General features: G+C 49.9%; 16 protein-coding genes. 6 read left to right on the forward strand and 10 right to left on the reverse strand.

Going from position 1 to position 23,231, the window contains the following annotated elements; genetic code table 11:
* Nucleotides 1-25: 25 nt before the first annotated feature.
* Entirely contained in the window at nt 26-400 is a 375-nt protein-coding gene (locus tag ACR6Z4_RS09095; protein WP_479716938.1) for a phasin family protein, read from the reverse strand.
* Nucleotides 401-724: 324 nt separating this feature from the next.
* On the opposite strand from ACR6Z4_RS09095, the gene ACR6Z4_RS09100 reads away from it, so the two are divergent.
* A complete protein-coding gene (locus tag ACR6Z4_RS09100; RefSeq protein ID WP_479716939.1) occupies nt 725-1,117 on the forward strand; it encodes a VOC family protein in 393 nt (130 codons plus the stop codon).
* Nucleotides 1,118-1,290: 173 nt separating this feature from the next.
* Here ACR6Z4_RS09100 and ACR6Z4_RS09105 read toward each other — a convergent pair whose 3' ends face one another.
* Nucleotides 1,291-1,986: a TVP38/TMEM64 family protein gene (locus ACR6Z4_RS09105; protein WP_479716940.1), complete on the reverse strand. Its 696-nt coding sequence runs from the start codon at nt 1,984-1,986 to the stop codon at nt 1,291-1,293.
* 202 nt (nt 1,987-2,188) lie between these two features.
* On the opposite strand from ACR6Z4_RS09105, the gene ACR6Z4_RS09110 reads away from it, so the two are divergent.
* Complete coding sequence (locus ACR6Z4_RS09110; RefSeq protein ID WP_479716941.1) at nt 2,189-2,635, forward strand: QcrA and Rieske domain-containing protein; 447 nt, start codon at nt 2,189-2,191, stop codon at nt 2,633-2,635.
* A gap of 96 nt (nt 2,636-2,731) precedes the next feature.
* Here the strand turns inward: ACR6Z4_RS09110 and ACR6Z4_RS09115 are convergent, their stop codons facing one another.
* The 3 genes from ACR6Z4_RS09115 to ACR6Z4_RS09125 all read right to left on the reverse strand — a co-directional run bounded on the left by ACR6Z4_RS09115 (nt 2,732) and on the right by ACR6Z4_RS09125 (nt 5,964).
* A complete protein-coding gene (locus ACR6Z4_RS09115) occupies nt 2,732-3,787 on the reverse strand; it encodes a dipeptide epimerase (protein WP_479716942.1) in 1,056 nt (351 codons plus the stop codon).
* A gap of 103 nt (nt 3,788-3,890) precedes the next feature.
* Complete coding sequence (locus tag ACR6Z4_RS09120) at nt 3,891-4,634, reverse strand: LOG family protein (RefSeq protein ID WP_479716943.1); 744 nt, start codon at nt 4,632-4,634, stop codon at nt 3,891-3,893.
* 4 nt (nt 4,635-4,638) lie between these two features.
* Nucleotides 4,639-5,964, reverse strand: a complete 1,326-nt coding sequence (locus ACR6Z4_RS09125; RefSeq protein ID WP_479716944.1) for a PhoH family protein — start codon at nt 5,962-5,964, stop codon at nt 4,639-4,641.
* A gap of 419 nt (nt 5,965-6,383) precedes the next feature.
* Between ACR6Z4_RS09125 and ACR6Z4_RS09130 the strand changes: the two genes are divergently transcribed.
* A complete protein-coding gene (locus ACR6Z4_RS09130) occupies nt 6,384-9,032 on the forward strand; it encodes a cation-translocating P-type ATPase (RefSeq protein WP_479717049.1) in 2,649 nt (882 codons plus the stop codon).
* Between the two features lie 118 nt (nt 9,033-9,150).
* On the opposite strand, the gene ACR6Z4_RS09135 is transcribed toward ACR6Z4_RS09130, so the two are convergent.
* The 3 genes from ACR6Z4_RS09135 to ACR6Z4_RS09145 form a co-directional block, all read right to left on the reverse strand.
* Nucleotides 9,151-10,746, reverse strand: coding sequence for an NAD(P)H-quinone oxidoreductase subunit 4 (locus tag ACR6Z4_RS09135; protein ID WP_479716945.1), 1,596 nt, complete (start codon nt 10,744-10,746; stop codon nt 9,151-9,153).
* 385 nt (nt 10,747-11,131) lie between these two features.
* Nucleotides 11,132-13,234, reverse strand: a complete 2,103-nt coding sequence (locus tag ACR6Z4_RS09140) for an NAD(P)H-quinone oxidoreductase subunit 5 (protein WP_479716946.1) — start codon at nt 13,232-13,234, stop codon at nt 11,132-11,134.
* 454 nt (nt 13,235-13,688) lie between these two features.
* Entirely contained in the window at nt 13,689-14,399 is a 711-nt protein-coding gene (locus ACR6Z4_RS09145) for a YdcF family protein (protein ID WP_479716947.1), read from the reverse strand.
* 58 nt (nt 14,400-14,457) lie between these two features.
* Between ACR6Z4_RS09145 and ACR6Z4_RS09150 the strand changes: the two genes are divergently transcribed.
* Both ACR6Z4_RS09150 and ctpB read left to right on the forward strand, forming a co-directional pair.
* Nucleotides 14,458-14,616: a hypothetical protein gene (locus ACR6Z4_RS09150; RefSeq protein WP_479716948.1), complete on the forward strand. Its 159-nt coding sequence runs from the start codon at nt 14,458-14,460 to the stop codon at nt 14,614-14,616.
* Nucleotides 14,617-15,115: 499 nt separating this feature from the next.
* A complete protein-coding gene (ctpB, locus tag ACR6Z4_RS09155; protein WP_479716949.1) occupies nt 15,116-16,465 on the forward strand; it encodes a carboxyl-terminal processing protease CtpB in 1,350 nt (449 codons plus the stop codon).
* 242 nt (nt 16,466-16,707) lie between these two features.
* On the opposite strand, the gene ACR6Z4_RS09160 is transcribed toward ctpB, so the two are convergent.
* Entirely contained in the window at nt 16,708-18,141 is a 1,434-nt protein-coding gene (locus tag ACR6Z4_RS09160) for an isochorismate synthase (RefSeq protein WP_479716950.1), read from the reverse strand.
* A 305-nt stretch (nt 18,142-18,446) separates the two neighbouring features.
* Between ACR6Z4_RS09160 and menA the strand changes: the two genes are divergently transcribed.
* On the forward strand, nt 18,447-19,352 hold the full coding sequence (gene menA / locus ACR6Z4_RS09165) for a 2-carboxy-1,4-naphthoquinone phytyltransferase (protein ID WP_479716951.1): 906 nt from the start codon (nt 18,447-18,449) through the stop codon (nt 19,350-19,352).
* On the opposite strand, the gene ACR6Z4_RS09170 is transcribed toward menA, so the two are convergent.
* Entirely contained in the window at nt 19,298-22,909 is a 3,612-nt protein-coding gene (locus ACR6Z4_RS09170) for a response regulator (protein ID WP_479716952.1), read from the reverse strand. The two genes, menA and ACR6Z4_RS09170, sit on opposite strands and share 55 nt — an antisense overlap.
* Between the last annotated feature and the right edge of the window lie 322 nt (nt 22,910-23,231).

The raw sequence follows: 23,231 nt of genomic DNA on the forward strand, positions 1-23,231 counted from the left end.
TTGCGTGAAGTTATTTGCATTGCTCTTATTCGCGATTGAGGCGACGCAATTCTTCTTGCAGCTTTTGCACCTGAGAACGCAGATCGCTAACGCTATCCGGTTGGGTACTGCTGGCAACGTCGTCTTCGTCGGTAAGAATTTCGATGCGTCGGGGTTCGCTAGGCTGGGTTTCTTGATTGCCCGTCGCTTCACCGGGTTGTTGTGCCCGGTTAATCATGTCATCCACCATACGTTTGGCTTCTTCGGTGGTGATTTCACCGCGAGCCACCATTTCATCGGCTAGCTTTTGAGCTTGCGATCGCAGTTCTGATAGCGTGCTGCCTGCCTTCTCACCCGCCAAAGAGGCAAAACCGACGCCTAAGTAAAATGCTTTTTGTACAATATCTCCAAAACCAGCCATGCTTGCTCCGGCTCCTTATGTGGGTTAGTCTGACGATTGGCTGTTGGCTACTACCAATCCACGATGAAACTGCAACGTTTTAAGAAGGGGGTGTGGGGGTTTCACCCCCACGAAGGGGGCAACGCCCCCTTCACCCCCTCTTTCTATAGGGCGCATTTTCATATAGAAACGGTGTGATAACCAATTCTCTTTTGCCAAACACTGGTGTACATCTTCGTTGCTAACAGCTAACGGCTAATCGCTATTAGCTATAGCATAGGAGCAAATTTACGCGATTGCCTACGGCAGTCAGCCTCAAACAGGGTGGGAATCCCGTACTTGGCGATGAAGATCGATCGCATTGACCATCTTGTGTTAACGGTTCGTAATATTGAAACCACCTGCGCCTTTTATACGCAGGTTTTGGGAATGCGGGTAGTGACCTTTGGGCAGGGTCGAACTGCCTTGCAATTTGGGCAGCAAAAGCTGAATTTACATGAAGTTGGGCATGAATTTGAACCCAAAGCACGTCATCCTGCACCCGGTTCCGTCGATCTTTGCCTGATTACCCAGACGCCATTGGCAAAGGTTATAGCGCACCTGGAAACCTGTGGGGTTGTGCCAGAGTCCGAAATAGTACCGCGTACGGGAGCCGTAGGAGCGATCGCGTCCATCTATATTCGTGACCCAGACGGCAATTTATTAGAAATCTCCAATTACATTAGTAGACCCAATTAAACGTCTGACAACGGGGTGCAGGGGTGGAACCCCTGCGTGGGGGCGAAGCCCCCACCCCCATGCTGCAATATTTAGTGTTTGCCACACCAGTTTGCAGTCGCTCTAAAACCGATAGCGGCAGGGCGTTGTGACTGCCCAAAGGGCGGTCACAACGCCCTGCCGCTATCGATCTGTCAATCCATGCGAATCACTTCTTTCATACCCAGCCAGTTATAGCGTTGGATGCCCCAGGGAAGCACGATTAAAACGGTGAGAAATACCAATCCAAAAGCGATCGCCATCGGCATTCCCATTGCCAGTTCTGATCCCATATAGGTCATTAAAAAGGTCGGGGGGATCATCCCTAGCAAGGTCGCGATCGCATAAATCGGGATAGATAACCCCGTGATGCCAGCTCCGTAGCTAATCAGGTCAAAGGAAAATACGGGAAACAGACGCGTAAAAAAGATCAGCCAACCGAGATAGTATTCACCCCGATGCTTAGAGAAATAGATGGCTTTCCCCGTGAAGGCACGAATAGTAGATCTGCCTAACGTTCGTCCTAAGAAATAGGCAATCATACTCCCCAGAAATCCACCCAGAACACTATAGATGCCCGCTGGTAAAGCACCCCAGACCGCTCCAGCCGCGATCGCCAACGGCACGCCGGGAATTTGGCTAACCACAACGGATAACGCCAGAATGCCCATGTAGAACAATGGACCCCAGATACCCAGGCGATCCACGGCGTGTTGAAATCCGGCTTTAGTGAACAGGTTGACTCCAAAGTGGTGCAATTGCCAAAACGCCAACCCACTCAAAAGGGCGATCGCCAAAGCGATGCCGTTCTGATAGGTGAGCAAGGCTCTCAGGTGTCGTGGAGTTCTCATGATTGGGAAATGGCTTCTTGCAATGGCTACGAGCGATCGCACATTCTTTCCAGACACGCGTTCCGGTGTTGCTGATGTTAGAGGTGTTTTTGTACGTGAAACCTATGGTTGCACGTGCAAAAACACCCCATCCTTAAATTCCATGCTAGGGTGCGAATACCTCAACATTCATCAACTCAACTCTCATGTGCAGGGATAGATTATGGATCGACGAACCTTTTTGACCTGGATCGGAATTGGTGGGTTAGCCAGCTCTATTCCGGTAGTCTTAGCTGCCTGTCAACCCAAATCCAATCAAACCGAGGTGACCTCTAGCGCCTCTCCTCGCCCAGACGGTTCTGCGGTCGTTGGCACCGCTGCGGATCTGGATGCTCAAGGGTTTTTGAAAAGCCAGCTGACCTTCGCACCCAATCCCGTTCTGGTGGTTCGCGATCCTGCGAATGCCGATATGCTCCATGCGGTAGATTCTAAATGCACCCACCAGGGGTGTGCGGTGGAATGGAAAGCGGATGTTACGCAATTTGTCTGTCCCTGTCATGACTCCAGGTTTGCCCTTGATGGCAGCGTCGTTCAGGGGCCCGCTAATCAACCCCTGGCGATTTATGCGGTCAGCGTCGAAGGCACAGACGTCATTGTTAAACCCAGTTAGGATCGTGAATTCATTAAAACCGCAAGGTTTGTGTTGTGAGGTGCGGCGGTGCCGCGCCTCACAACACAAACTTACAGCTTATTAAATCCATAATCCTTAGGTGTTCAGATCAGGACGAGTCACCCCCAGCCCCGGTAAGTCGTTAGGCATCAGGTAGCCGTCTTGCATCGCTGCACCGACAAACGGATCGTCGATTAAATTCAAATGGCTATCTAAATCGAGATGGGTAGCATAAGCACCGAGCTGAGCGGCTGCGGTATTGGACAACGTGCTGTCGGAATAGCAACCAAACATCAATTGCAGCCCAAACGCCTGAGCCGTATGGATCATCCGCACAGCTTCGCTCAAACCGCCCGATTTCATCAGCTTGATGTTGATGCCGTGAACCCGATCGGCGAGTTTGGGAATGTCCTGGCTATTGAAGCAACTTTCGTCCACAAAAATAGGTAAGGGCGATCGCCGATATAGCGTCACTAAATCGGCTTCTTGCCCCTGGGGCAGGGGTTGTTCGATGTAGGTAATCCCCTGATCGGCTAACCAATAGGAAAGGGCGATCGCATCTTCCAAGCACCAGCCACCGTTGGCATCAACGCTAACCTTGACATCGGGCGGAGTTTCAGCCAGAACAGCCATGAGCATCGCTTGATCGGCTTCAATTCCGGCGGGACTGCCGAGTTTAACCTTGATGGCTTTGACGGTGCAAAAATCCAGCCAGTTCAGTAAGCGTTGACGGGCAGCTGCCGGTGAGCTAATGCCAATGGTGACGGAGGTAGGAACAATCTGCTGGCGATCCAAGCCCCATAGTTGCCACAGGGGTAACCCCAGTCGTTTGCCCAACCAATCCTGCATGGCAATGTCCAAAGCAGCACGCGCCGCAGAGGGCAGATGGGCAGCCGTTAGAATTGGTGCGATCGCTTGCTGATCAAATGGACTGAACGGTTGTAATTGGGGCGCAACCTGACGCAGCGATCGCACAATATCATCCGTTGTTTGAGGATGCTGATCAATGGTAAAGGGCGACGCTTCACCCCAACCTTCGATGCCATCATGCTGCACGATCAGCCAAATATTGGTATTTTGGGTCGCTGTTCCCCGGCTAATCGTTAAGGGAAACCGCTTATTAACGGTGAACGTTTGAAGTTGAATCTGCATGGAACACGGATGATGGAGGTGTGTTGCAAATGAATTGTGATGGATGGGAACGCTCGCTGCGCGAGCGTTCCCATCCATCACAACCCGTCTAAAACAAGACCGTCTAGGGGCACGTCAGCCATTGAGTATGGTCAGCTTTAAGTAAAGCGATCGCCTCTTCAACCGTGGTGACACAGCGGGGAATCAAAATATCTGATGGACTGATCATCGGCACTTCGGTCGCCAGCATATGGTCTTTTGCCCACAGCACCAGATCGAGCCACATATCGCCAATCAAAATAAATGGCGTATTTTGCAACTTACGCACCTGAAGCAACTGCCAGATCATAAAGGCTTCCAGGGTTGTGCCCAACCCACCCGGCACCACGACAAAGGCATCGGATAGCAACACAAAATGGTGCAACCGGGAAAAAAATGAGCGATGGAAATATACCTGCTCGACAAATGGATTGGTCTCTTGCTCAAACCCCAAATCAATTCGCACGCCAATGGATTGGGTTTGGTTAGCCGGATCTGCCATGACACTACCTTCATTGGCAGCTTGCATCAAACCGGGACCGCCCCCGGTGACAATGTCACAGCCTAACAGCGTCAGTTCACTGGCAAGAAACCGTACTCCGTCGTACAACGGCATACCCGGTTGTAACCGGGCAGACCCAAAAATACTGACCCGATAGCGTTCTCGCTTGGGCGGTTGGATGCTCGACAACTGGTTGACTACATCCCAGAGATTCAACACTGAATTTTGTAAGATTTGAAAAATCGCATCCTGGTGGGTCATGCCGATCGTGTCACATCGAGGCGGTGGCAACGGTTCGCTGGGAAAAATATCTGGATTGGAGGTCATACGTTTAAAGCAATGTGGCAGCTCGTTCGGCTAGGGGCGATCGCTCACCTTTGACCAGCGTGATATGCCCCGCTAATGGTTCCTGCTTAAAGCGTTCGACCACATAGGTCAATCCATTACTCGCAGAATCAACATACGGGTTATCAATTTGCTCCAGATCACCTGTAAAGACGATTTTGGTGCCTTCCCCGGCGCGGGTCAAAATCGTTTTGACTTCATGGGGTGTCAGATTTTGGGCTTCATCGACAATCAAAAATTGCTTGGGAATGGTGCGTCCACGAATATACGTGAGGGGTTCAATCTGAAGGAAGCCACGCTCCATCAATTCTTCATAGCCACGCCGATGATAACTCGGCTTATGGATCGACTCCTGGGTATTGAGGATCAGATCGAAATTGTCATACAGCGGTTGCATCCAGGGGGTGAGTTTTTCGTTAACATCTCCAGGTAAAAAGCCCAAATCTCGTCCCATCGGCACCACCGGCCGGGAAATCAACAAGCGGCTATAGATGCGCTCATCGGCAACTTTTTGTAACCCCGCCGCGATCGCCAATAGGGTTTTTCCGGTGCCTGCTTTCCCCACTAACGTCACTAGTTGAATAGAGTCGCGCAATAGCAATTCCAAGGCAAACTTCTGCTCCCGGTTGCGAGCTTGAATGCGAGAAACACCGCCACTGGGCAAGGCGGTTAACGGGACAATTTGCTCCGCGCTGCCATTGACCAGCGCCAATGCCGTATGAGATGGATTGGTCGTATCCACCAGGGTCAAGCCTTCATTGGGATAAAATTTATCGTCTAAGGTAACGGTTTTGCGCTGATAAAACTCATCGATCACATCTGCGCTCACCAACACCTCGGCAGTCCCGGCGTAAAGTTCATCAACATCGACCTTATCCGTTTCATAGTCTTCTGCCGATAACCCCAGAGCATCTGCTTTGATCCGCAGATTGGTATCCTTGCTGACGAGAACCACGGGACTCTGCGACTGCCGTTTCAACTCTAGCGCCAGTGCCAAAATCGCATTATCACCGCGATCGCCTTCTAATTCGGCGGGCAATTCTGCCAGTGTTTCTCGATGACACAGGGCAACCCGCAACGTGCCGCCCCCCTTCAAACTAATGCCATCGATCAGATGACCCTGCTGACGAAATCCATCCAAACTACGAGATACTTGCCGTGCATTGCGACCCGTGACTTCCGGTTGTTTTTTAAACCGATCCAATTCCTCAATCACCGTAATCGGCAGGACGACATCATTGTCTTTAAACCGCAGCATCGCTGTCGGGTCATGCAACAACACATTCGTATCCAAAACAAATACTTTTTTCATAGTTAATATGGCGAGTGAATTACATTCACGTCGTTCAATATCGTTGAATAGGCACGGCATTGCTGATTTTAAGAATGAATTTGAACGTGAAACCTCCGGTTTCACGTTCAAATTCATCCCCTGATCGCGATGTTCAATCAAGGAGAATACAGATTATTTTTTGAACGCTTTGCGGAGCAAGGTGTTCAAAAAATAATCTGGTTCTAACCGAGCGTGAAACGCTGTATGACGCAATGCCACAGGTAAAACCTGCGCGACCTGGTTGCGGAGAGAGCGGGTAGCCTATATAACATTGACTGTATCGCGCTCTACGAATCTTTGGAAGGCTGTGTTGCAAGAACGCAACGATCCCGCCGACAATAGTAGGATGGCACGTTTACAACGAGTATGAACCACTGACTGCTCCTCAAGTACAACCGCTGACCCAAACGCCTCAGTGCTGGCATAGTCTAGAGGTTGAAACGCTCTTGTCTACTCTAGACAGTTCTGCGGCAACGGGTTTATCCCAGCAGTCTGCCCAGAGTCGATTACGTCAGTACGGACTCAACGTTATTCCCACAGCAGCCTCGCGATCGCGACTAAGAATATTTTTTGACCAGTTTAAGTCAACCCCCGTATTGCTCTTGAGTTTGGCTGCTGTAATTTCGCTACTGACCGGCAGTCGAGCAGATGCCCTGGTGATCATGGGGGTGGTGGGCATCAATGCGGTGATTGGCTATGCTACCGAAAGTCAGTCAGACCGGATCATTCACTCGCTCAAACATTTGGTCAAACCCTCTGCTCGACTACTGCGGCAGGGCAACCCGATAGAAGTCATGGCGCAGGACGTGGTACCGGGCGATATTTTGCTATTGCAACCGGGAACCTATGTCACGGCAGATGCCAGAGTGATTGAGTCAGAGGATTTGACCGTCGATGAATCGGCGTTGACGGGTGAGAGTTTGCCGATCAGCAAAACAGCGGCAGTTTTGCCCCAGCCAGAGCTGCCCTTGGGCGATCGCGTCAACATGGTCTACACCGGAACCCTGGTAACCGGCGGCAAAGGACGGGCGATCGTCGTTGCAACGGCGCGATCGACGGAAATGGGAACGATCCAAACCCTGATTGGCACAATTGACGCACCCAAAACCCCGATCGAAAGCCAGTTAGATCAGATTGGGAGTCAACTGGTTGTGGTATCGAGCGTCATTTGCGGCATTGTCTTTGCGATCGGCTTGGGGCGGGGGTATGACTGGCTTGATATGCTCAAAACGTCGATTTCTCTAGCCGTTGCGGCAGTACCGGAAGGATTACCTGCGGTCGCCACAACAACGCTGGCATTGGGCATTTGGACTATGCGTCGCCATAACGTGCTGATTCGTCGATTGGATGCGGTAGAAACCTTAGGCACGTTGCAGACACTTTGCCTGGATAAGACAGGCACCCTGACGGCAAACCACATGGCTGTGGTGGAACTTTACACGGCTAAAACACAGATTCCCGTTTTAGCCCATGCCGATAGCAGCCCTGATGCTCAGGCTCTGCTGTCCCATCCCACCTGTGTACAACTACTGCGGGTTATTACCTTATGCAACGACAGCGCCGTGAATGGTGGCGGTCATAGCCTGTTGCTCAAGGGGTCTTCGACCGAAAATGCCCTCTTGCAACTGGCGATCGATGCCGGGATTGATGTGCCCCATCTGCGCGAAAGTTATCCTCGTCTCTTCACCCAGGAGCGTTCCGGCGATCGCAACTTTATGACAACCCTACATCGCAGCCCCCAGCACACGGAATTCGTGGCGATGAAGGGAAATCCACTAGAGGTCTTGGCGCAGTGTCAGGCGTATTTGAATGGAGATGACGTAATACCCCTGCTACCCAGCGATCGCGATGAGATTGAGCAAACTAACGATCGCATGGCGCGCCGAGCATTGCGAGTTTTGGGAGTTGCCTATGGCGATGGGGTTGCGTCTTCAGCCGATGTGCCTCAGCCACTGATTTGGCTGGGCTTGGTGGGCATGAGCGATCCCATCCGACCGGGAGTAAAGCCTGTTATGGGTATATTGCACCAGGCAGGAATTGACACCATTATGGTCACGGGCGATCAACGCTCCACGGCCTATGCTATTGGACAGGCACTGGATTTGAGTCGGGGTCAGCCTTTGAGAGTAGTGGATAGCAGGGAGCTGGATCACCCTGAGACAACTGAACTCAACCTCAGCCAGCCGATTCACATTTTTGCCCGCATCAGTCCTACTCACAAACTTCAAGTGGTACAAGCCCTGCAACGAGTCGGAAAAGTGGTAGCCATGACGGGCGATGGCATTAATGATGCGCCTGCGTTGAAAGCTGCCGAAGTCGGCATTGCCATGGGGCAGTCTGGTACCGATGTGGCGCGTGAAGTGGCAGATGTGGTGTTAGAAGACGACAATTTAGCGACCCTGGCGATCGCCATTAGCCAAGGGCGCACCATTTATAGCAACATTCGCAAGTCAGTTCATTTTCTACTTGCCACGAATCTGAGCGAGATCATCGTCATGCTGGCAAGTACAACCTTGGGACTGGGGTATCCCTTAAACGCAGTGCAGTTGCTCTGGCTGAATCTGGTAACGGATATTTTTCCGGGCTTAGCCCTGGCGCTGGAAGCGGCAGAACCCACGGTGATGCAACAACACCCCCGTGATCCCCAGGAATCGATCATTCCCGTGAGCGACTTTAAGCGGATTGTGGGGGAATCGGCAGTGCTGGCGGTCAGTGCCTTGAGCGCCTATAGCTATGCCCTGTGGAACTATGGCATCGGCTCCCACGCCAGCACGATTGGATTTATGAGTCTGGTATTAGCACAATTGCTGCACGCCATCAGCTGCCGTGCCAAAACCCGCGTTTTGTTCAGCCCTATTCCCTTACCCTTTAACCAGGCTCTGGCGATCGCCCTGGTTGGGTCAATTGCCCTACAGTTAATCCCCTTAGCAATTCCGGGGTTGCGATCGCTGCTCAACGTCGTTCCCCTCAATCTTCTCGATTACGCCATTGTTGCGATGAGTGCGTTATTGCCCCTATTCGTAAACGAAGCCACAAAAGCCAAATAAAGGTGGAGTGAATGCGCGGAGCGCATTCACTCCACCAGCTCAAAATACTAAAGAGAGGGGGCGTTTTTCTTGCAGAAAAACGCCCCCTCTCAAGCAATCATCTCAATCAGTTCATGGCTCAATTGACCAGAGCTTTGGCATCAATTTCAGGTGCCGATTGAAAAGCAAACGCGGTTTCAGGCACCGGGCGATCGCTGGCAATATTCAGCGAACCCCGAATGCGAGCCGTCAGAGCAGATGCCGTAGAGTCATACATCTGAGTCACGAGCTTGGGATAAAAGCCAATGCCAATAATCGGGATCAGCAGACAGGCAATGATAAATACCTCACGCGGTTCTGCATCCACCAACTTTTCGTGGGAAGTGAGTTCCTTGTTTTCGGGTCCGTAGAAGATTTCTCGCAGCATCGAGAGCAGGTAAATAGGCGTCAAAATCACACCCACGGCTGCCAGAATTACTGCGATTAACTTAAACGTAAAACTGTAGGCATCACTGGTAGCAAACCCAACAAATACCATCAGTTCCGCGACAAAGCCGCTCATCCCAGGTAATGCCAACGATGCCATAGAACATACCGTAAACATGGCAAAAATCTTCGGCATTTGCTTCCCGACTCCGCCCATTTCATCCAAAATCAGGGTATGAGTGCGATCGTAGGTCGCACCCACCAGGAAGAACAGGCTGGCTCCAATTAAACCATGGGAAATCATTTGCAGCATGGCACCGCTCAGACCCAGGTCGGTAAACGATGCCATCCCAATCAAAACGAAGCCCATGTGGGAAATCGAAGAATAGGCAATTTTTCGCTTGAGATTTCGCTGGGCAAAGGAAGTCAGCGCCGCATAGATGATGTTGACAATACCCAGGATCACCAGGATCGGCGCAAAATAAACGTGGGCATCGGGTAACATCTGCACGTTCATCCGGAGCAGGGCATAGCCTCCCATCTTTAGGAGAATGCCAGCCAGCAACATATGCACAGGTGCTGTAGCCTCGCCGTGAGCATCGGGTAGCCAGGTATGCAGTGGGAAGATCGGCAGCTTAACCGCGTAGGCAATCAGAAACGCGCCATACATCAGCAATTGAAACTGCACGGAAAAATCCTTACCCATCAGCGATCGCATATCAAAGGTGACCGTGTCACCGTAGAATGCCATTGCTAACGCGGCTACCAAAATAAACAGCGATCCCCCAGCCGTATAGAGAATAAATTTAGTCGCCGCATAGAGCCGCTTGTAGCCGCCCCAAATGGATAGGAGCAGGTAAACCGGGATCAGTTCCAACTCCCACATAAAGAAAAATAGCAACATATCCTGGACGGCAAACACCCCAATTTGCCCGCCATACATTGCCAACATCAAAAAATAAAATAGCTTTGGCTTCAGGGTTACAGGCCAGGATGCCAAAATTGCCAGGGTTGTAATGAAACCCGTAAGCAAAATCAAGGGCATCGACAACCCATCTGCCCCGACCGACCATTTCAGATCCAGTGAGCTAATCCAAGAATAACTCTCGACCAGTTGCAGGTCTGGGTTAGAAAAGTCGTATTGCGTATAGAAGGCATACACAATCAAAACAAAGTCAATCAAGCCGACAGTAAGGGCATACCAGCGTACCGTTTTCCCCTCTTTATCTGGAATAAACGGAATAAAGAGAGCCGCAATGACTGGAAATAGGATGATTGTCGTTAGCCAGGGAAAATTAGCAGTATCCATCGCAATCTTGTTATAAGAATCTGGGAATAGCGATTAGTTATTAGCTATTAGCTGTTAGCTATTGGCTGTTAGCTATGAGCTATTAGCTGTTAGATAATCGCCATAGCCATGGTATGGAGGAGGGAAACAGATTATTTTTGAAACCACAGGAATGTCAGCGCTTTCAAAAATAACCTTCGATTAACAGCTCATCGGCAGTCGCTATTAAGTACCTATCCGGGCATTGCTGGTTTATTTCCATAGAGTACGCCCCAGCAATATGTCTCAGCACGGTTCGGATAGGGTCTAAGGATCTCGAATGAAATAGAACCTGGCGTTTATTTTAGGAAGCGCGGCGTCGCCGTGCTTCCTAAAATAAAGCTTTGGCTTGTTTAAATCCACGAGCCTAAGTGATACCGGAAACCAGGACTAAGCCTAAAACTGCCCCAAACACAATCAGGGCATAAAATTGCACCCGTCCATTTTCCAGATATTTCAGCGCTTCACCTGTGACCAGGGTGACAAAGCCTGCCAAATTGACCAGACCATCTACAATGCGGACGTCTACTTCTAACACTTGGCGTGCCAGACGTCGGCTTCCCTGCACGAAGACTGAGTTATAGATATCGTCGATATACCACTTGTTAAGCGACAGTTGGTAGAGCGGTTGAATCTGTTTGGCGATCGCCCCCGCATCAATCTTCCGACTGAGATACATCAGCGATGCCAACGTAATGCCAATCAGGGCAATGCCGACAGAACTGCCTGCCATGAGCCCAAATTCAGCCCACTCAAAATCAGCAGGAATGCCAAGCGACGGCATTTCGTGAACGACTTCACTCGGCGGATGCACAAAGGCTTCAAAGAAATTGCCAAAGGGGGTACCCACCAATCCAATCAAGATCGAGGGTACTGCCAACGTAATCAGAGGCAAGGTCATACTGGCAGGAGACTCATGGGGAAACTCGCTGTGGTGGGCGTGGTCATCATGAGCATCGGCGTGGTGATCATCATGAGCTTCTGTCGGTTCGACCGTCAACTCTCTGGGATCCATCGCACCCGGACCAAATGCCAGCCCCATGCGCTGCAATTGCTCGGTCTTGAGTTGCTGTTTAACCGTTGCGTCTTTACCCCGGAAGGAACCTTCAAAGGTAGAGAAATACATGCGAAACATGTAGAAAGCCGTGATCCCCGCTGTCAGCCAGCCCACTAACCACAGGGCAGGATTTGCAGAAAACACCGATCCTAAAATCTCATCTTTTGACCAAAACCCTGCAAAGGGGGGAACGCCACAAATTGCCAACGTTCCAATCAAAAAGGTAAATGCTGTGACGGGCATATACTTGCGTAAGCCACCCATCAGCCGCATGTCTTGGGCATAAACCGGATCATGACCCACGACTCCTTCCATGCCGTGGATGACCGATCCAGAACAGAGAAATAGCATTGCCTTAAAGTAAGCATGGGTCATCAGGTGAAATAACCCTGCGCCGTAGGCACCAACACCCATTGCCATGACCATGTAGCCCAGCTGAGACATGGTGGAATAGGCTAAGCCCTTCTTAATATCATTTTGGGTGATCGCGATCGTTGCCCCTAAAAAGGCTGTTGTTGCGCCAGTCCAGGCGATCACACTCATGGCTGTAGGAACGTGCTCAAACACCGGGAACATGCGGGCGATCAAGAACACACCTGCTGCCACCATCGTTGCAGCGTGGATCAACGCGGAAATTGGCGTTGGACCTTCCATGGCATCCGGTAGCCAAACATGCAGAGGAAACTGAGCCGATTTCGCTACAGGCCCTAAGAAAACTAGAACAGCAAAGAATGCAGCCAGACCTGCACTTAAGGCACCAGACTCGATCAACTCTTGGAGGCGATCGCCAATGACCTCAAATTCAAAACTTCCGGTCGCCCAATAGAGCGCCAGAATTCCTAGTAATAACCCAAAGTCACCCACACGGTTGGTGACAAATGCCTTCTGGCAAGCATCTGCCGCCGCCTTGCGGTCATACCAAAACCCGATGAGCAGGTAAGAACACATGCCGACCAGTTCCCAAAAGATGTAGATCTGCACCAAATTTGGGCTGATGACCAGACCTAACATGGAGGAACTAAACAGGCTGAGATACGCATAAAAGCGCACATAGCCAGGATCATGCGACATGTAGCCATCGGTGTAGATCATCACCAAAAACGCTACGGTTGTGACGATCACCAACATGACAGCAGTGAGATGGTCAATGGTGTACCCCATGCTCAGGTGGAAGTCACCGGCTGCTGCCCAATCAATCATGCGCGTGTAGGGAACATGTCCCTGAATTTGGCTCCACAACAACGCAAAAGACAGCACCATCGTCGCGCCTAGCGTAGAAACGATGAACAGGGCACTGGCTTTACGAAGTTGATTCGTCGCCTTGTTATATGAGATCAAACCCAAGCCGATGAACATTGCCGCTAACAAGGGCAACACCGGGATCAGCCAGGCATATTGGTATATCGATTCCATGACTCACGCCTTCTTCAAATTGCTTCGAATTGGCAAAACCGCTTACAGACTTTAACACGTTACAAAAGTACGTCTTCCAACGTTCCCTTGCAAGAATAACCTAGACTAGCCTACTCCTGCTTGTATCTTTTGTACTCTTTCACTATTTCTCTATAAAGTTGTCGCGTAAATTGCCCTGCATTTTTTCATCCCTTTAACACCGACAAATGCCCACTGTATCGAGGGTGTGTTTTAAAACTTACTAAGGGGGTTGTTTTTTCGGGCGCGAAGCGCCCGAAAAAACAGCTTTCAAAACAGACCCTAGTAAGCTCAATCAAAAATTTTGTAACTAGGTACAGGAGTTCTATCCCTGCACCCCGCCCTCAAAGGTCATCCCAGCAAATCATAGGGGCGAACGGCCGTTCGCCCCTACGGCAAATCATCGAAGTTATGAATTCCCATTTCTAAGCATCCTCTACAGATCTAAATTGCCCTGATGCTCGCATTGAAATCCCTCCTGCCGCCATTTTTGCCAATCCTGGAGATTGACATCTGCCAACCGGGTCATCTCTTGACAGTGGGGTTGATAAACCTGACTGACGACTGCCCAGAGTAAACTGCGACTGATATCCAGCCCTGTTTTTAACCAGGATTCTTGATTGGCTGGCACCCCCTCTTCAGGGGCGATCGCAGGTTCTACCCAGATGCCATGCGCACCCAGAAGAATTTGAGCCATCCACAGTGCCCTGGGCAGATGAGAGTCAGAGGTAATTAGCTTGACTCGATGAACTCCCCATTGCCGCAGGATAGGAAGTCCAAAAAAAAAGTTGCTAAAGGTAGAATCTGCACATTTTTCCAACCAGATCGAATTTAGCGATGCCTGCGCCCGCTGGAAAATTAACAAGATGCAGGGATCGGCGGAACCTTGAGAGATCAAGACGGGCAATTCGGGGGTTTGCTTAGAGAGTTCGGCGACATACATTTCGCGTTTGATGCTCCCTCCTAACACAAAGTAAGCATCGATTGGTTTGGCGGCAGCGAGCTTCAGGTTAACGGCTGCGGTTGATAGCCAGATGAGCAAAAGCCCACCTATCACCAGACCGATCGAGCGGAATGGGTGGGAGCGCAGCCAATGGCTGACTCTCCCAAAAATTCCCTGACGTTGGTAGCGTTTGCGTCTGGACATATCTGTGCCTGAATTCTGTGCCTGAATGCAACGGCTATTCCCAATGCTCTAAAGTCTCATGCCCTGTTCCAGAGCAAATCAACCGATCAAGGTACCGGGCGATCGCATCATTTTTAATCAACGTTTAAGCAAGGAAGAACGCCACCTCTGCAATCCTAGTAGTATGGCAAAATCTCTGCTGACAAAATTGAGCAGCAACCTGCTGAGAAACGCCTGAAACCCGTCTCCAATTCTACGTTTCAGTACTGCTTTAAAGATTTCATGAATTTTATCCATTAATACCTAAACTAAATTCGATGAGTCGGGTTACATTAACAGGTAAAGAACAGCGTTAAGCCCTACCCGTTTTGGGAACTAGAGGTTTGCTAGAGACAAGGCTCCAGATCCCAAAGCTCAGGTTTACTTTCTCTGCATCCGTGGTTGTGAGGAATTTCGGCTCAATTGTTCAAGACACTACTCAAAACTGGCACACAGTTGACCCAATTCTACTCAGCAGTCTGGGTATCTTTAAGCCAACTCCCGTCAGTCGCGCATCAATCTGAAAACGGAGTTTGTTAGTGAACTGAGGAATAGAAAGTGCCATGGCGATCGCTACCCTTAGTTTAGAAAGCGAGCCAGCTGCGTCACTTCCTTTCTGCTCCGGTTCATTTTGCGTAAACCCCAAATCTTATCCCTGGTACTGACCTTTACTCATCTCTTTTGCCTAGCCAACGCCCATGAAGCTATCCCAAGGAATTTCTAACCTGCTGCGTCACTCCTATCTGATCAAAACAGTTGTCACGTCCACCACGTTGGCACTGCTAGGTTCAACCCTGAGCCTTCCTGCTCAAGCTTCGTTTCAAGACAGTCCCAAGGCACTTCTAGATGAAGCTTGGCAAATCGTCAATCGGGAATATGTAGACACGACATTCAACCACACCGACTGGCAAACCGTGCGCCAAGAGTTGCTGAGTCGTGAGTATAGCTCTCGTCAAGAAGCGTATGATGCGCTGCGAGCTGCCCTCCAGCAGTTAGAAGATCCTTACACACGGTTTATGGACCCCGGCCAATATGAGCAACTGACTCGGCAGACCTCAGGTGAGTTGTCGGGTGTAGGAATTCGTTTGCGGGTCGATCAAACTTCTGGGGCAATGGTGGTCGTCGAATCTTTGCCTAATTCCCCTGCAACACGGGCAGGAATCCGGTCGGGCGATCGCATTTTAGAAATTGAAGGTCGGTCAACTCAGGGAATGCCCGTTGAAGCGGCATCCAACATGATCCGGGGAGATGCTGGCACTCTGATTACCTTACGCATTAGCCGCGACGGAGAAGACCCGTTTGATTTATCGCTGACCCGCGCCCGGATTGAATTGCCGACTGTTCGCTATGCCTTGCGGCAAGAAGCAGGAAATCGGATTGGTTACATCCGCCTGGGCGAATTTAGTAGCCACGCCTCTGATCAAATGCGCCATGCCATTGAAGACCTCAATCAGCAGGGCGTAGATGCCTTTGTGCTAGATTTACGAGGCAATCCGGGTGGGTTGTTGCAAGCCAGTATCGATATTTCGCGCATGTGGATTAATAACGGCTCGATCGTACGAACCGTCGATCGGGTCGGCTCTAGCGAAGAAATTGAAGCCAACCATACCGCACTGACCGATTTACCGTTGGCAGTTTTAGTCGATGGCAATTCAGCCAGCTCCAGCGAAATTTTGACCGGGGCATTGATGGATAACAATCGTGCCACCGTTGTCGGCAGCCAAACCTTCGGGAAAGCATTAGTGCAAGCGGTTCATTCCCTATCCGATGGGTCTGGGTTAGCGGTGACGATCGCCCATTACTACACACCCAATGGCACCGACATTAGCCATCTGGGGTTGAGTCCTAATGTGCGGATTGATCTGACGGATAACCAACGGCAACGACTGGTAGCCAATCCTCATTTGGTGGCAACCAATGCTGATCCCCAATATGTGCAGGCGATCGCAACGTTGCATGACACCATTGTTGCTAACCAGTTGAGCCGCCAAACTCCCCAGAGGATTAGTGTGGGTCAAGACCAGGGAACCACGAACGGTTCAAATTAGTAGCCAATCTGAAAAAAAGGAGTGTAGGTGCCCTGCGGGCACCCACACTCCTTTTTTATAAGCTCTTATACCAATCTTTTATGAAGTTGCGCCAAACCAGAACCCCCTGTAGTTCCCTTTGGCAAAGGAAACGGTGACAGCCGGAGGTAAATCAGGCGCAGCCTCATATAAAAACGGTATAAGTACAGAAACGGTGCTGTGGGGCACGGAGCGCCCCACAGCACCGTACTGCATCAAGATGCTTAAACCAGAGCTTGCAACAATGCCTGAAGTTTGAGTTTGACCTCTGCCAGTTCGCGTTCGGGGTTTGACCCCGCCACAATTCCAGCTCCGGCATAGAGGCGAGCGTGACAGCCTTCGATAAACGCAGAACGGATGCCAACAATAAACTCAGCATTGCCTTGAGTGTCCACCCAGCCCAGCGGTGCTGCATAAAGCGATCGCTCGAACGGTTCGTAGCGACGAATATAGTGGCAGGCTCGATCTCTAGGAATTCCGGCAACCGCAGGAGTAGGATGCAGTTCTGCCAGGATATCTAACGGATGCAGGTTAGCGGAAATGGCAGCCCGAATGGGGGTATGGAGGTGCTGAATATTAGAAAGCTGGAGCAGAGTCGGCACCGAGGCAAATTGAGGATCTAGCCCTAAATGAGCCAGCCGTTGCCGCATAAAATCAACCACCACCTGATGTTCGTGCCGTTCTTTATTACTGCTCAACAGGTGGTTGGCAAAATTGGCATCGTCACTCGGAGTTTTGCCCCGAGGGGCAGAACCCGCTAACGCATCGGTAATTAAATGGCGATCGCTAATACTAATTAATCGTTCTGGACTGGCACCAATAAAACTTTTGCGATCGCCATTGCTGACTGAAAAAATATGACAGTCTGGATGTAAATGACGCAGATTATCGAGTGAATGAATCCAATGAAATGGTAGAGCTGACTCTACATCAATGGCATGCGCTAAAACGACTTTTCCCATCTGTTGCGTTTGGATGGTTTTCAGGGCATCGGTTACTCTAGCTTTAAAATCATAAGTGTCTTTAATAGTCCAGCGTTGAAGCTGTCGTCGAATATCATTAGGAATGTGAAAGAGTTGATATCGTGTCGGTCGAATCGTCTGAAATTGTAGCCAGACGTCTTCCGTTAATTGAGTCAGATTAATTTGAGGATGAATTAATAGATTGACAGTTAAAAAATAGCAGTCCTGTTGCCGAATAATCTGCCAGCTTGGCAAGAAAACATTAGCAGAAGGGATGCTGGATACATCATCAGAATGAAGAGAATGGGGTTGATCAAAAAACGTAAATGCACAGAAAAATCGTGGTTCAATCTGTGCTTGTTTGGAGGTGGCAATGGAGACTAAATCATCCTTGCAGGTTTCAATAAAGTGTTGGATTTGGCTAAAGCGTTGACTACCAGATGCTTGAAACGAAACCACTGCACCAATAGCGGCGATCGCCATTGACTGAAGCGGCTTTTCGAAATAGAAATGAGGTTGCTCAGGGTCAATCCTATGCTGAAGTAGAGACAGCGGATCAATCGGATCAATCTCCACAGAAATACTGGCAATTTGCGGATAGCATTTTGCGACAGATCGTTCCTGACAACCTAACAGAAATTGATAAAGATCCTTACGATTCTGAAAAAGATTAGAACGACAGGGTATGACTGGCATGGAAATGAAGATATCAAACGGCAAGCATACCTGGAAAACATCAATTGGCAATGGGGAAGGTTCTAAACGTATTGTTGATGGTTGAGAAAACCTGCGACGCAGGTTTTCTCAACCATCAACAACATTTTTAAAGCGCTACCTGGCAATGCTCTCGATTAATGGAGATTGTAGGTCAGTTTTCAGATATGTCTATTACACGTAACACACTTCGCTAGCCCTATCGCGATTTGTACTCTATTTTTTTGCGCTAGGGTGACGCTGAAAGACGTAGAATGATGAGGTTTTCAGCAGTTCAGTTTTGTGTGATGACCGTCAAGCCTCTGAACGCTCCCAAGTCTAAGCTCTGGCTTGCAGCAATCAAGCCACCGATGTATAGCGTTGCAATCATGCCCATTTGTCTCGGCAGCGCTATAGCATTTGCTGTAACCGGCACATTTAACCGTTCAATATTCTTCATCTTTCTAATCTCTGCCATTCTCATTCTTGGCTGGGAAAACTTGAGCAATGATGTGTTTGATTCTGAAACCGGAATCGATCGCAACAAGCATCATTCGTTAGTTAACCTCACCCGCAATAAGTCGCTGATTTCGGCATTAGCACTCCTGTGTTTGGGGTTGGGAATTATTGGCATTGTGGCGATCGCCTGGTGGCAACGCGATCCAACCATTTTAGGCATCATCTTAATGTGTTGCGCTCTGGGCTATGCCTATCAGGGCCCGCCCTTTCGCCTGGGCTACCAGGGGTTGGGTGAAATTCTCTGCTTCTTTAGCTTCGGCCCCCTGGGGGTAACGGCAGCTTACTATAGCCAGACTCAGGCCTGGTCATTAACTCCTCTGTCCGCTTCTATTGTGTTGGGGATTACCACGACCCTGATTTTATTTTGCTCGCACTTCCACCAGATAGAAGATGACATTGCCGCAGGGAAGCGATCGCCCATTGTTCGTTTGGGGTCTCGGCGAGGTGCCCAGATCCTATCCTGGGCATGTGCCAGTGTATTTGGCTTAACGGCTGTATTTGTGGCGCTGAAGCTCCTGCCGATTTGGAGCCTGCTGATCTTTGCCAGCATTCTCCCGGCACTAAAACTGTGCCGTCACGTTTCTGCCTACCACGACCAACCTGAACGGGTCAGCAATTCTAAATTTATTGCCGTGTCATTTCACTTTTGGAGTGGCGTGCTGCTGTGTGCAGGGTTCATTTTAGGCTCAACTTGAGCCGGATGGGCAGCCTGGCAGAGCTGTACGATGCTCCAATATTGAAAATCGTGGTTCAACTGTCGGAGGTAGGCACTCAACCCACCCTGGTCGCTGGGGATTTGTTGGATCAGAGCCGCAACCGCTTCTGAATGCCCCAACAAAGCAGACTGCTGCAACGCCGCTACCCATTCCTCCGGCATCCCTTGTAAATCGATCGGGTGGAGTTCATCGACCGGCTCCACATCCACCGTTGCCTGCGATCGCTCAGCCGTTTCTGTATACAGGTATTGCAGTCCCAGATGCTCCTGCATTTTACGAAACAGCAAGGCTTCTTGAACGGGTTTTGTGACAAAATCATCGCAGCCTGCTTCAAGGGCACGCTGTTGATCCTCTGAGAAAGCTTGAGCCGTCAGGGCAATAATTTTTGTCGGGTGAGGGGTAGGGTGAGTGGATGACAGGGCACGAATGTGTCGGGTTGCCTCTAGCCCATCCATCCCCGGCATCCGCAGATCCATCCAGATCAAATCGGGGTGCCACGTCTGCCATTGTTGCACCGCATCTTCGCCATTGACAGCCTGATGCACCTCTAACCCGACACGGCTCATAATAGCCATCAGCAATTGCCGGTTAATCGGTTGATCATCGACAACCAAAATCCGGTAGTTGGGTTGACCCGGCATAATTCCATAAATAGGGCGATCGCGATCGAGTGTCTGTATGGCTGTTTCAACCCGTTTGACGGGAATCTGCAAGGTGAAGGTGCTACCCTGACCAAGCGTGCTGTGGGCAGATAGGTCACCGCCCAACAGTTGAGTAAACCGACGGCTGATAGATAAGCCCAGCCCTGTGCCATCAATCGTTTTCCGACCTAACTGAGCTTGCACAAAGGCATCAAAAATAGTCTCGATTTCTTCGGGCGCAATGCCGATCCCTGTGTCTTCTACCGCAAAACTCAACATCATGTCCGATGTGGATGCCAACGTTGAAGCCTCAGCGCCCAGCAACGGACTCACTGCCGGAGTCACCCGCAAGGTAACGTTACCCCTGGTCGTAAATTTAATGGCATTGCTGAGCAGGTTGATCAACACCTGCCGGAGTTTGTTGGCATCGGTAGAAACATACTGCGGCACGCCCGACGCAATCTCTAAGATAAACTGCAACCCCTTATCTACTGCCCGCTGTTGAAACATATCTTGCAGGGTATGCAACAGACTCATTAAGTCAAAATCGGCTGGATCGAGCGTGATGCATCCGGCTTCAATTTTTGACAGGTCTAAAATGTCGTTAATTAACGCCAGCAGGTGGTCGCCGCTGTGCTGAATCGTGGCAAGCGTTTCTTTTTGATCTGGAGTGAGAGAACTGTCATAGCTCATCAACTGGGTAAAGCCCAGGATCACATTTAACGGCGATCGCAACTCGTGGCTCATATTCGCCAGGAAAATACTTTTGGACTGATTGGCAATTTCGGCACTTTCCTTGGCTTGTTGCAGTTCTAATTCGGCACGTTTGCGAACAGTGATATCCTGCCCCGTCCCAAATAGCTTAATCACCTTGCCCTGGGCGTCACGCAGGGCTTTGCCTTTGGTCAACGTCCACCCGATTGAGCCATTGGGTCGAATAAACCGATGCTCCATTTTATAAGAGGCTCCAGTGGCGATCGCCTGACTCACCAGATCTTGAAAAGGTTGGCGATCTTCTAGGGGTAGAAGTTTGAGGAAACTAGAATAGTCGGGAACGGTTTGGGCAAGGTCAAGCCCATAAATGCGCAAAAGTTCTTTAGACCAGGTAATTTTTTGCGACTCTAAATCAAATTCCCAATTGCCCAAATGGGCAATTCGCTGGGCTTCTTCTAATGCCGCTTCACTATTCCGCAGGTTTTCTTCTGCTCGTTTAGACGCGGTAATATCCACGACGACGCAGCCAATTCTGGCACTGCGCTGCCCATCTTCAGCGTCGTCAATGCCCGTATTCGGCAATAAAAAATATGAGACATTCCAATAGTGCTTCACACCCGGTTGGTGAAGAACTTCTCCACTGATTTCGTGGTTGAGGATGGGTTGTCCGGTAGATAAAACTTGTTGATAGAGCGGTGCGATTTCCGGTGCTAAATCGGGGATCATTTCCCAAATCGATCGCCCCAGATTATCGGCAATGGAGTACCCATTACTCATTGCCAGCGGTTCATTAATCTGGACGTATCGCAGGTGCTCGTCCATGATTGCCATTCCGGTCGGAGCCGATTGAAAAAAGGCGTTCCATTGCCCTTCGAGATTGCGATTATTATCTGCCAGTGTGGCGAGAGAGGTTTGCAGTTGGGTTGCCATGTGTTGAAATGACAGACCAATGTTGCGCATCTCCGTAATCGGGCTGTGCGCTAACGGGCTGTCAAAATTGCCCTGGGTAATTCGATGGGCAGCAATGTTAATTTTTTCTAGCGGACGCAGAATCCAGCGGGCAGTGATAATGCCTAACTCAATAGAAGCGATCGCTGCCAGTAGACACAACAAGGCAGTGCGGCGGGTATTGGCATTGATCTGTGCCATAAAGTCTGCTTCTGGAATGGTCGTGACCACCCACCAATCCAACCCGCGATCGTCATGAAAGGGCGTGACATTGACAAACAGGGGTTCCCCGTCGGCAATGATATGTAAGTTTTTTTGCTGCCGGGCAGCTGGCAGCTGGCTCGGTGAGCGTGCTAAATAATCTGCGGTTTCGTGAATCAAGACATTGGCACTGTCTGTCGCTTTAATCCGAACCAGGTCGTCTGCGTCGTCTGCAACCTCATACGGATCCTGGGAGTCTGACCAGGCAATCAGCGTGCCATCGCGTTCGATAATAAAAACTTTTCCAGTTTTGCCAATTTGTAACGTTCGTAAAAATTGGCTAATTTGCCTCAAGCCAATATCGGTGCTGACCACACCCAATAGATCACCCTGATCGTTATAAAACGGTTGATTGGCAGACAGGATCAAGTTTTTGGGTGTAATGGAGGTAGAAATTCCACTCCAAATCGGCTTTCCTGCCTCGACGGTTTCCTGGTACCAAGGACGTTGACGATGGTCATACTCATGGTCTTCACCCAACAAGTTTTGCTTGCCAGTGGTATCAATTACCCAATCAAACGTGCCCCCTGCCTGGGGGTTCCAAACCGACAAATAGAGAGAGTCTTGGTTTTCATCGTCATAGCCCAAGCCAATGTAATCAGGTGTTTCGGTACCAATGGTAATAGAGTTAAGCGAATCAACGGCTAACAGTTGCCCCAGCAAATAATCTTGCAGATCTGCCAGGTGGTTAATCTTAAATTTGCCAGAGGCGATCGCTTCAACGTTGAGTTGGTTGATCAGTTGGGCGTTTTCTAAATAATCTGTGAGTTTTTGATGGATCCGAGCGGCAATTTCGTGTTGCAATTGATCCGCTAATTCGGCGATCGCCTCTTGCCCGTTGCGATAGGAAAGATAGCCGACCAGACCCACGGTACCGATCAGTTGGATTGCAAAAGGAACGACCAGCAACCAGCGCAACGAAATGTGAGGGTTGTAGTGTTTAAACTGGTTCCTTAAGAAAGAGGCAATCATTAACTTATTTAAAAATCATTACCATTAAAACAGAAGCCGTTGGTTAAAAATTATAGTTTTCGCAAAAAATATCAGAACTATATCCGTCCTAATTGAGTTTTAAGATAAGCGGGTTATAAGAGGCGCACCCTTTCGGGGTGCGTTTCTTGCAACTTAGGAGATGTCTGAAAAAGATGTCACTCCCTGTGAGGGCGAAGCATGCGTTAGATCGTCTTTGGTAAATAGCGAACATCACTATCCGAATGCTTCGCCCCTACGATTTGTCGGGATGTCCTTTTTTAGAAATCGCCTTAGTTGGATTGCTATATAGATTTAGGTTTAG

It is taken from the genome of Calyptranema fuscum S582 (genome assembly GCF_055793305.1).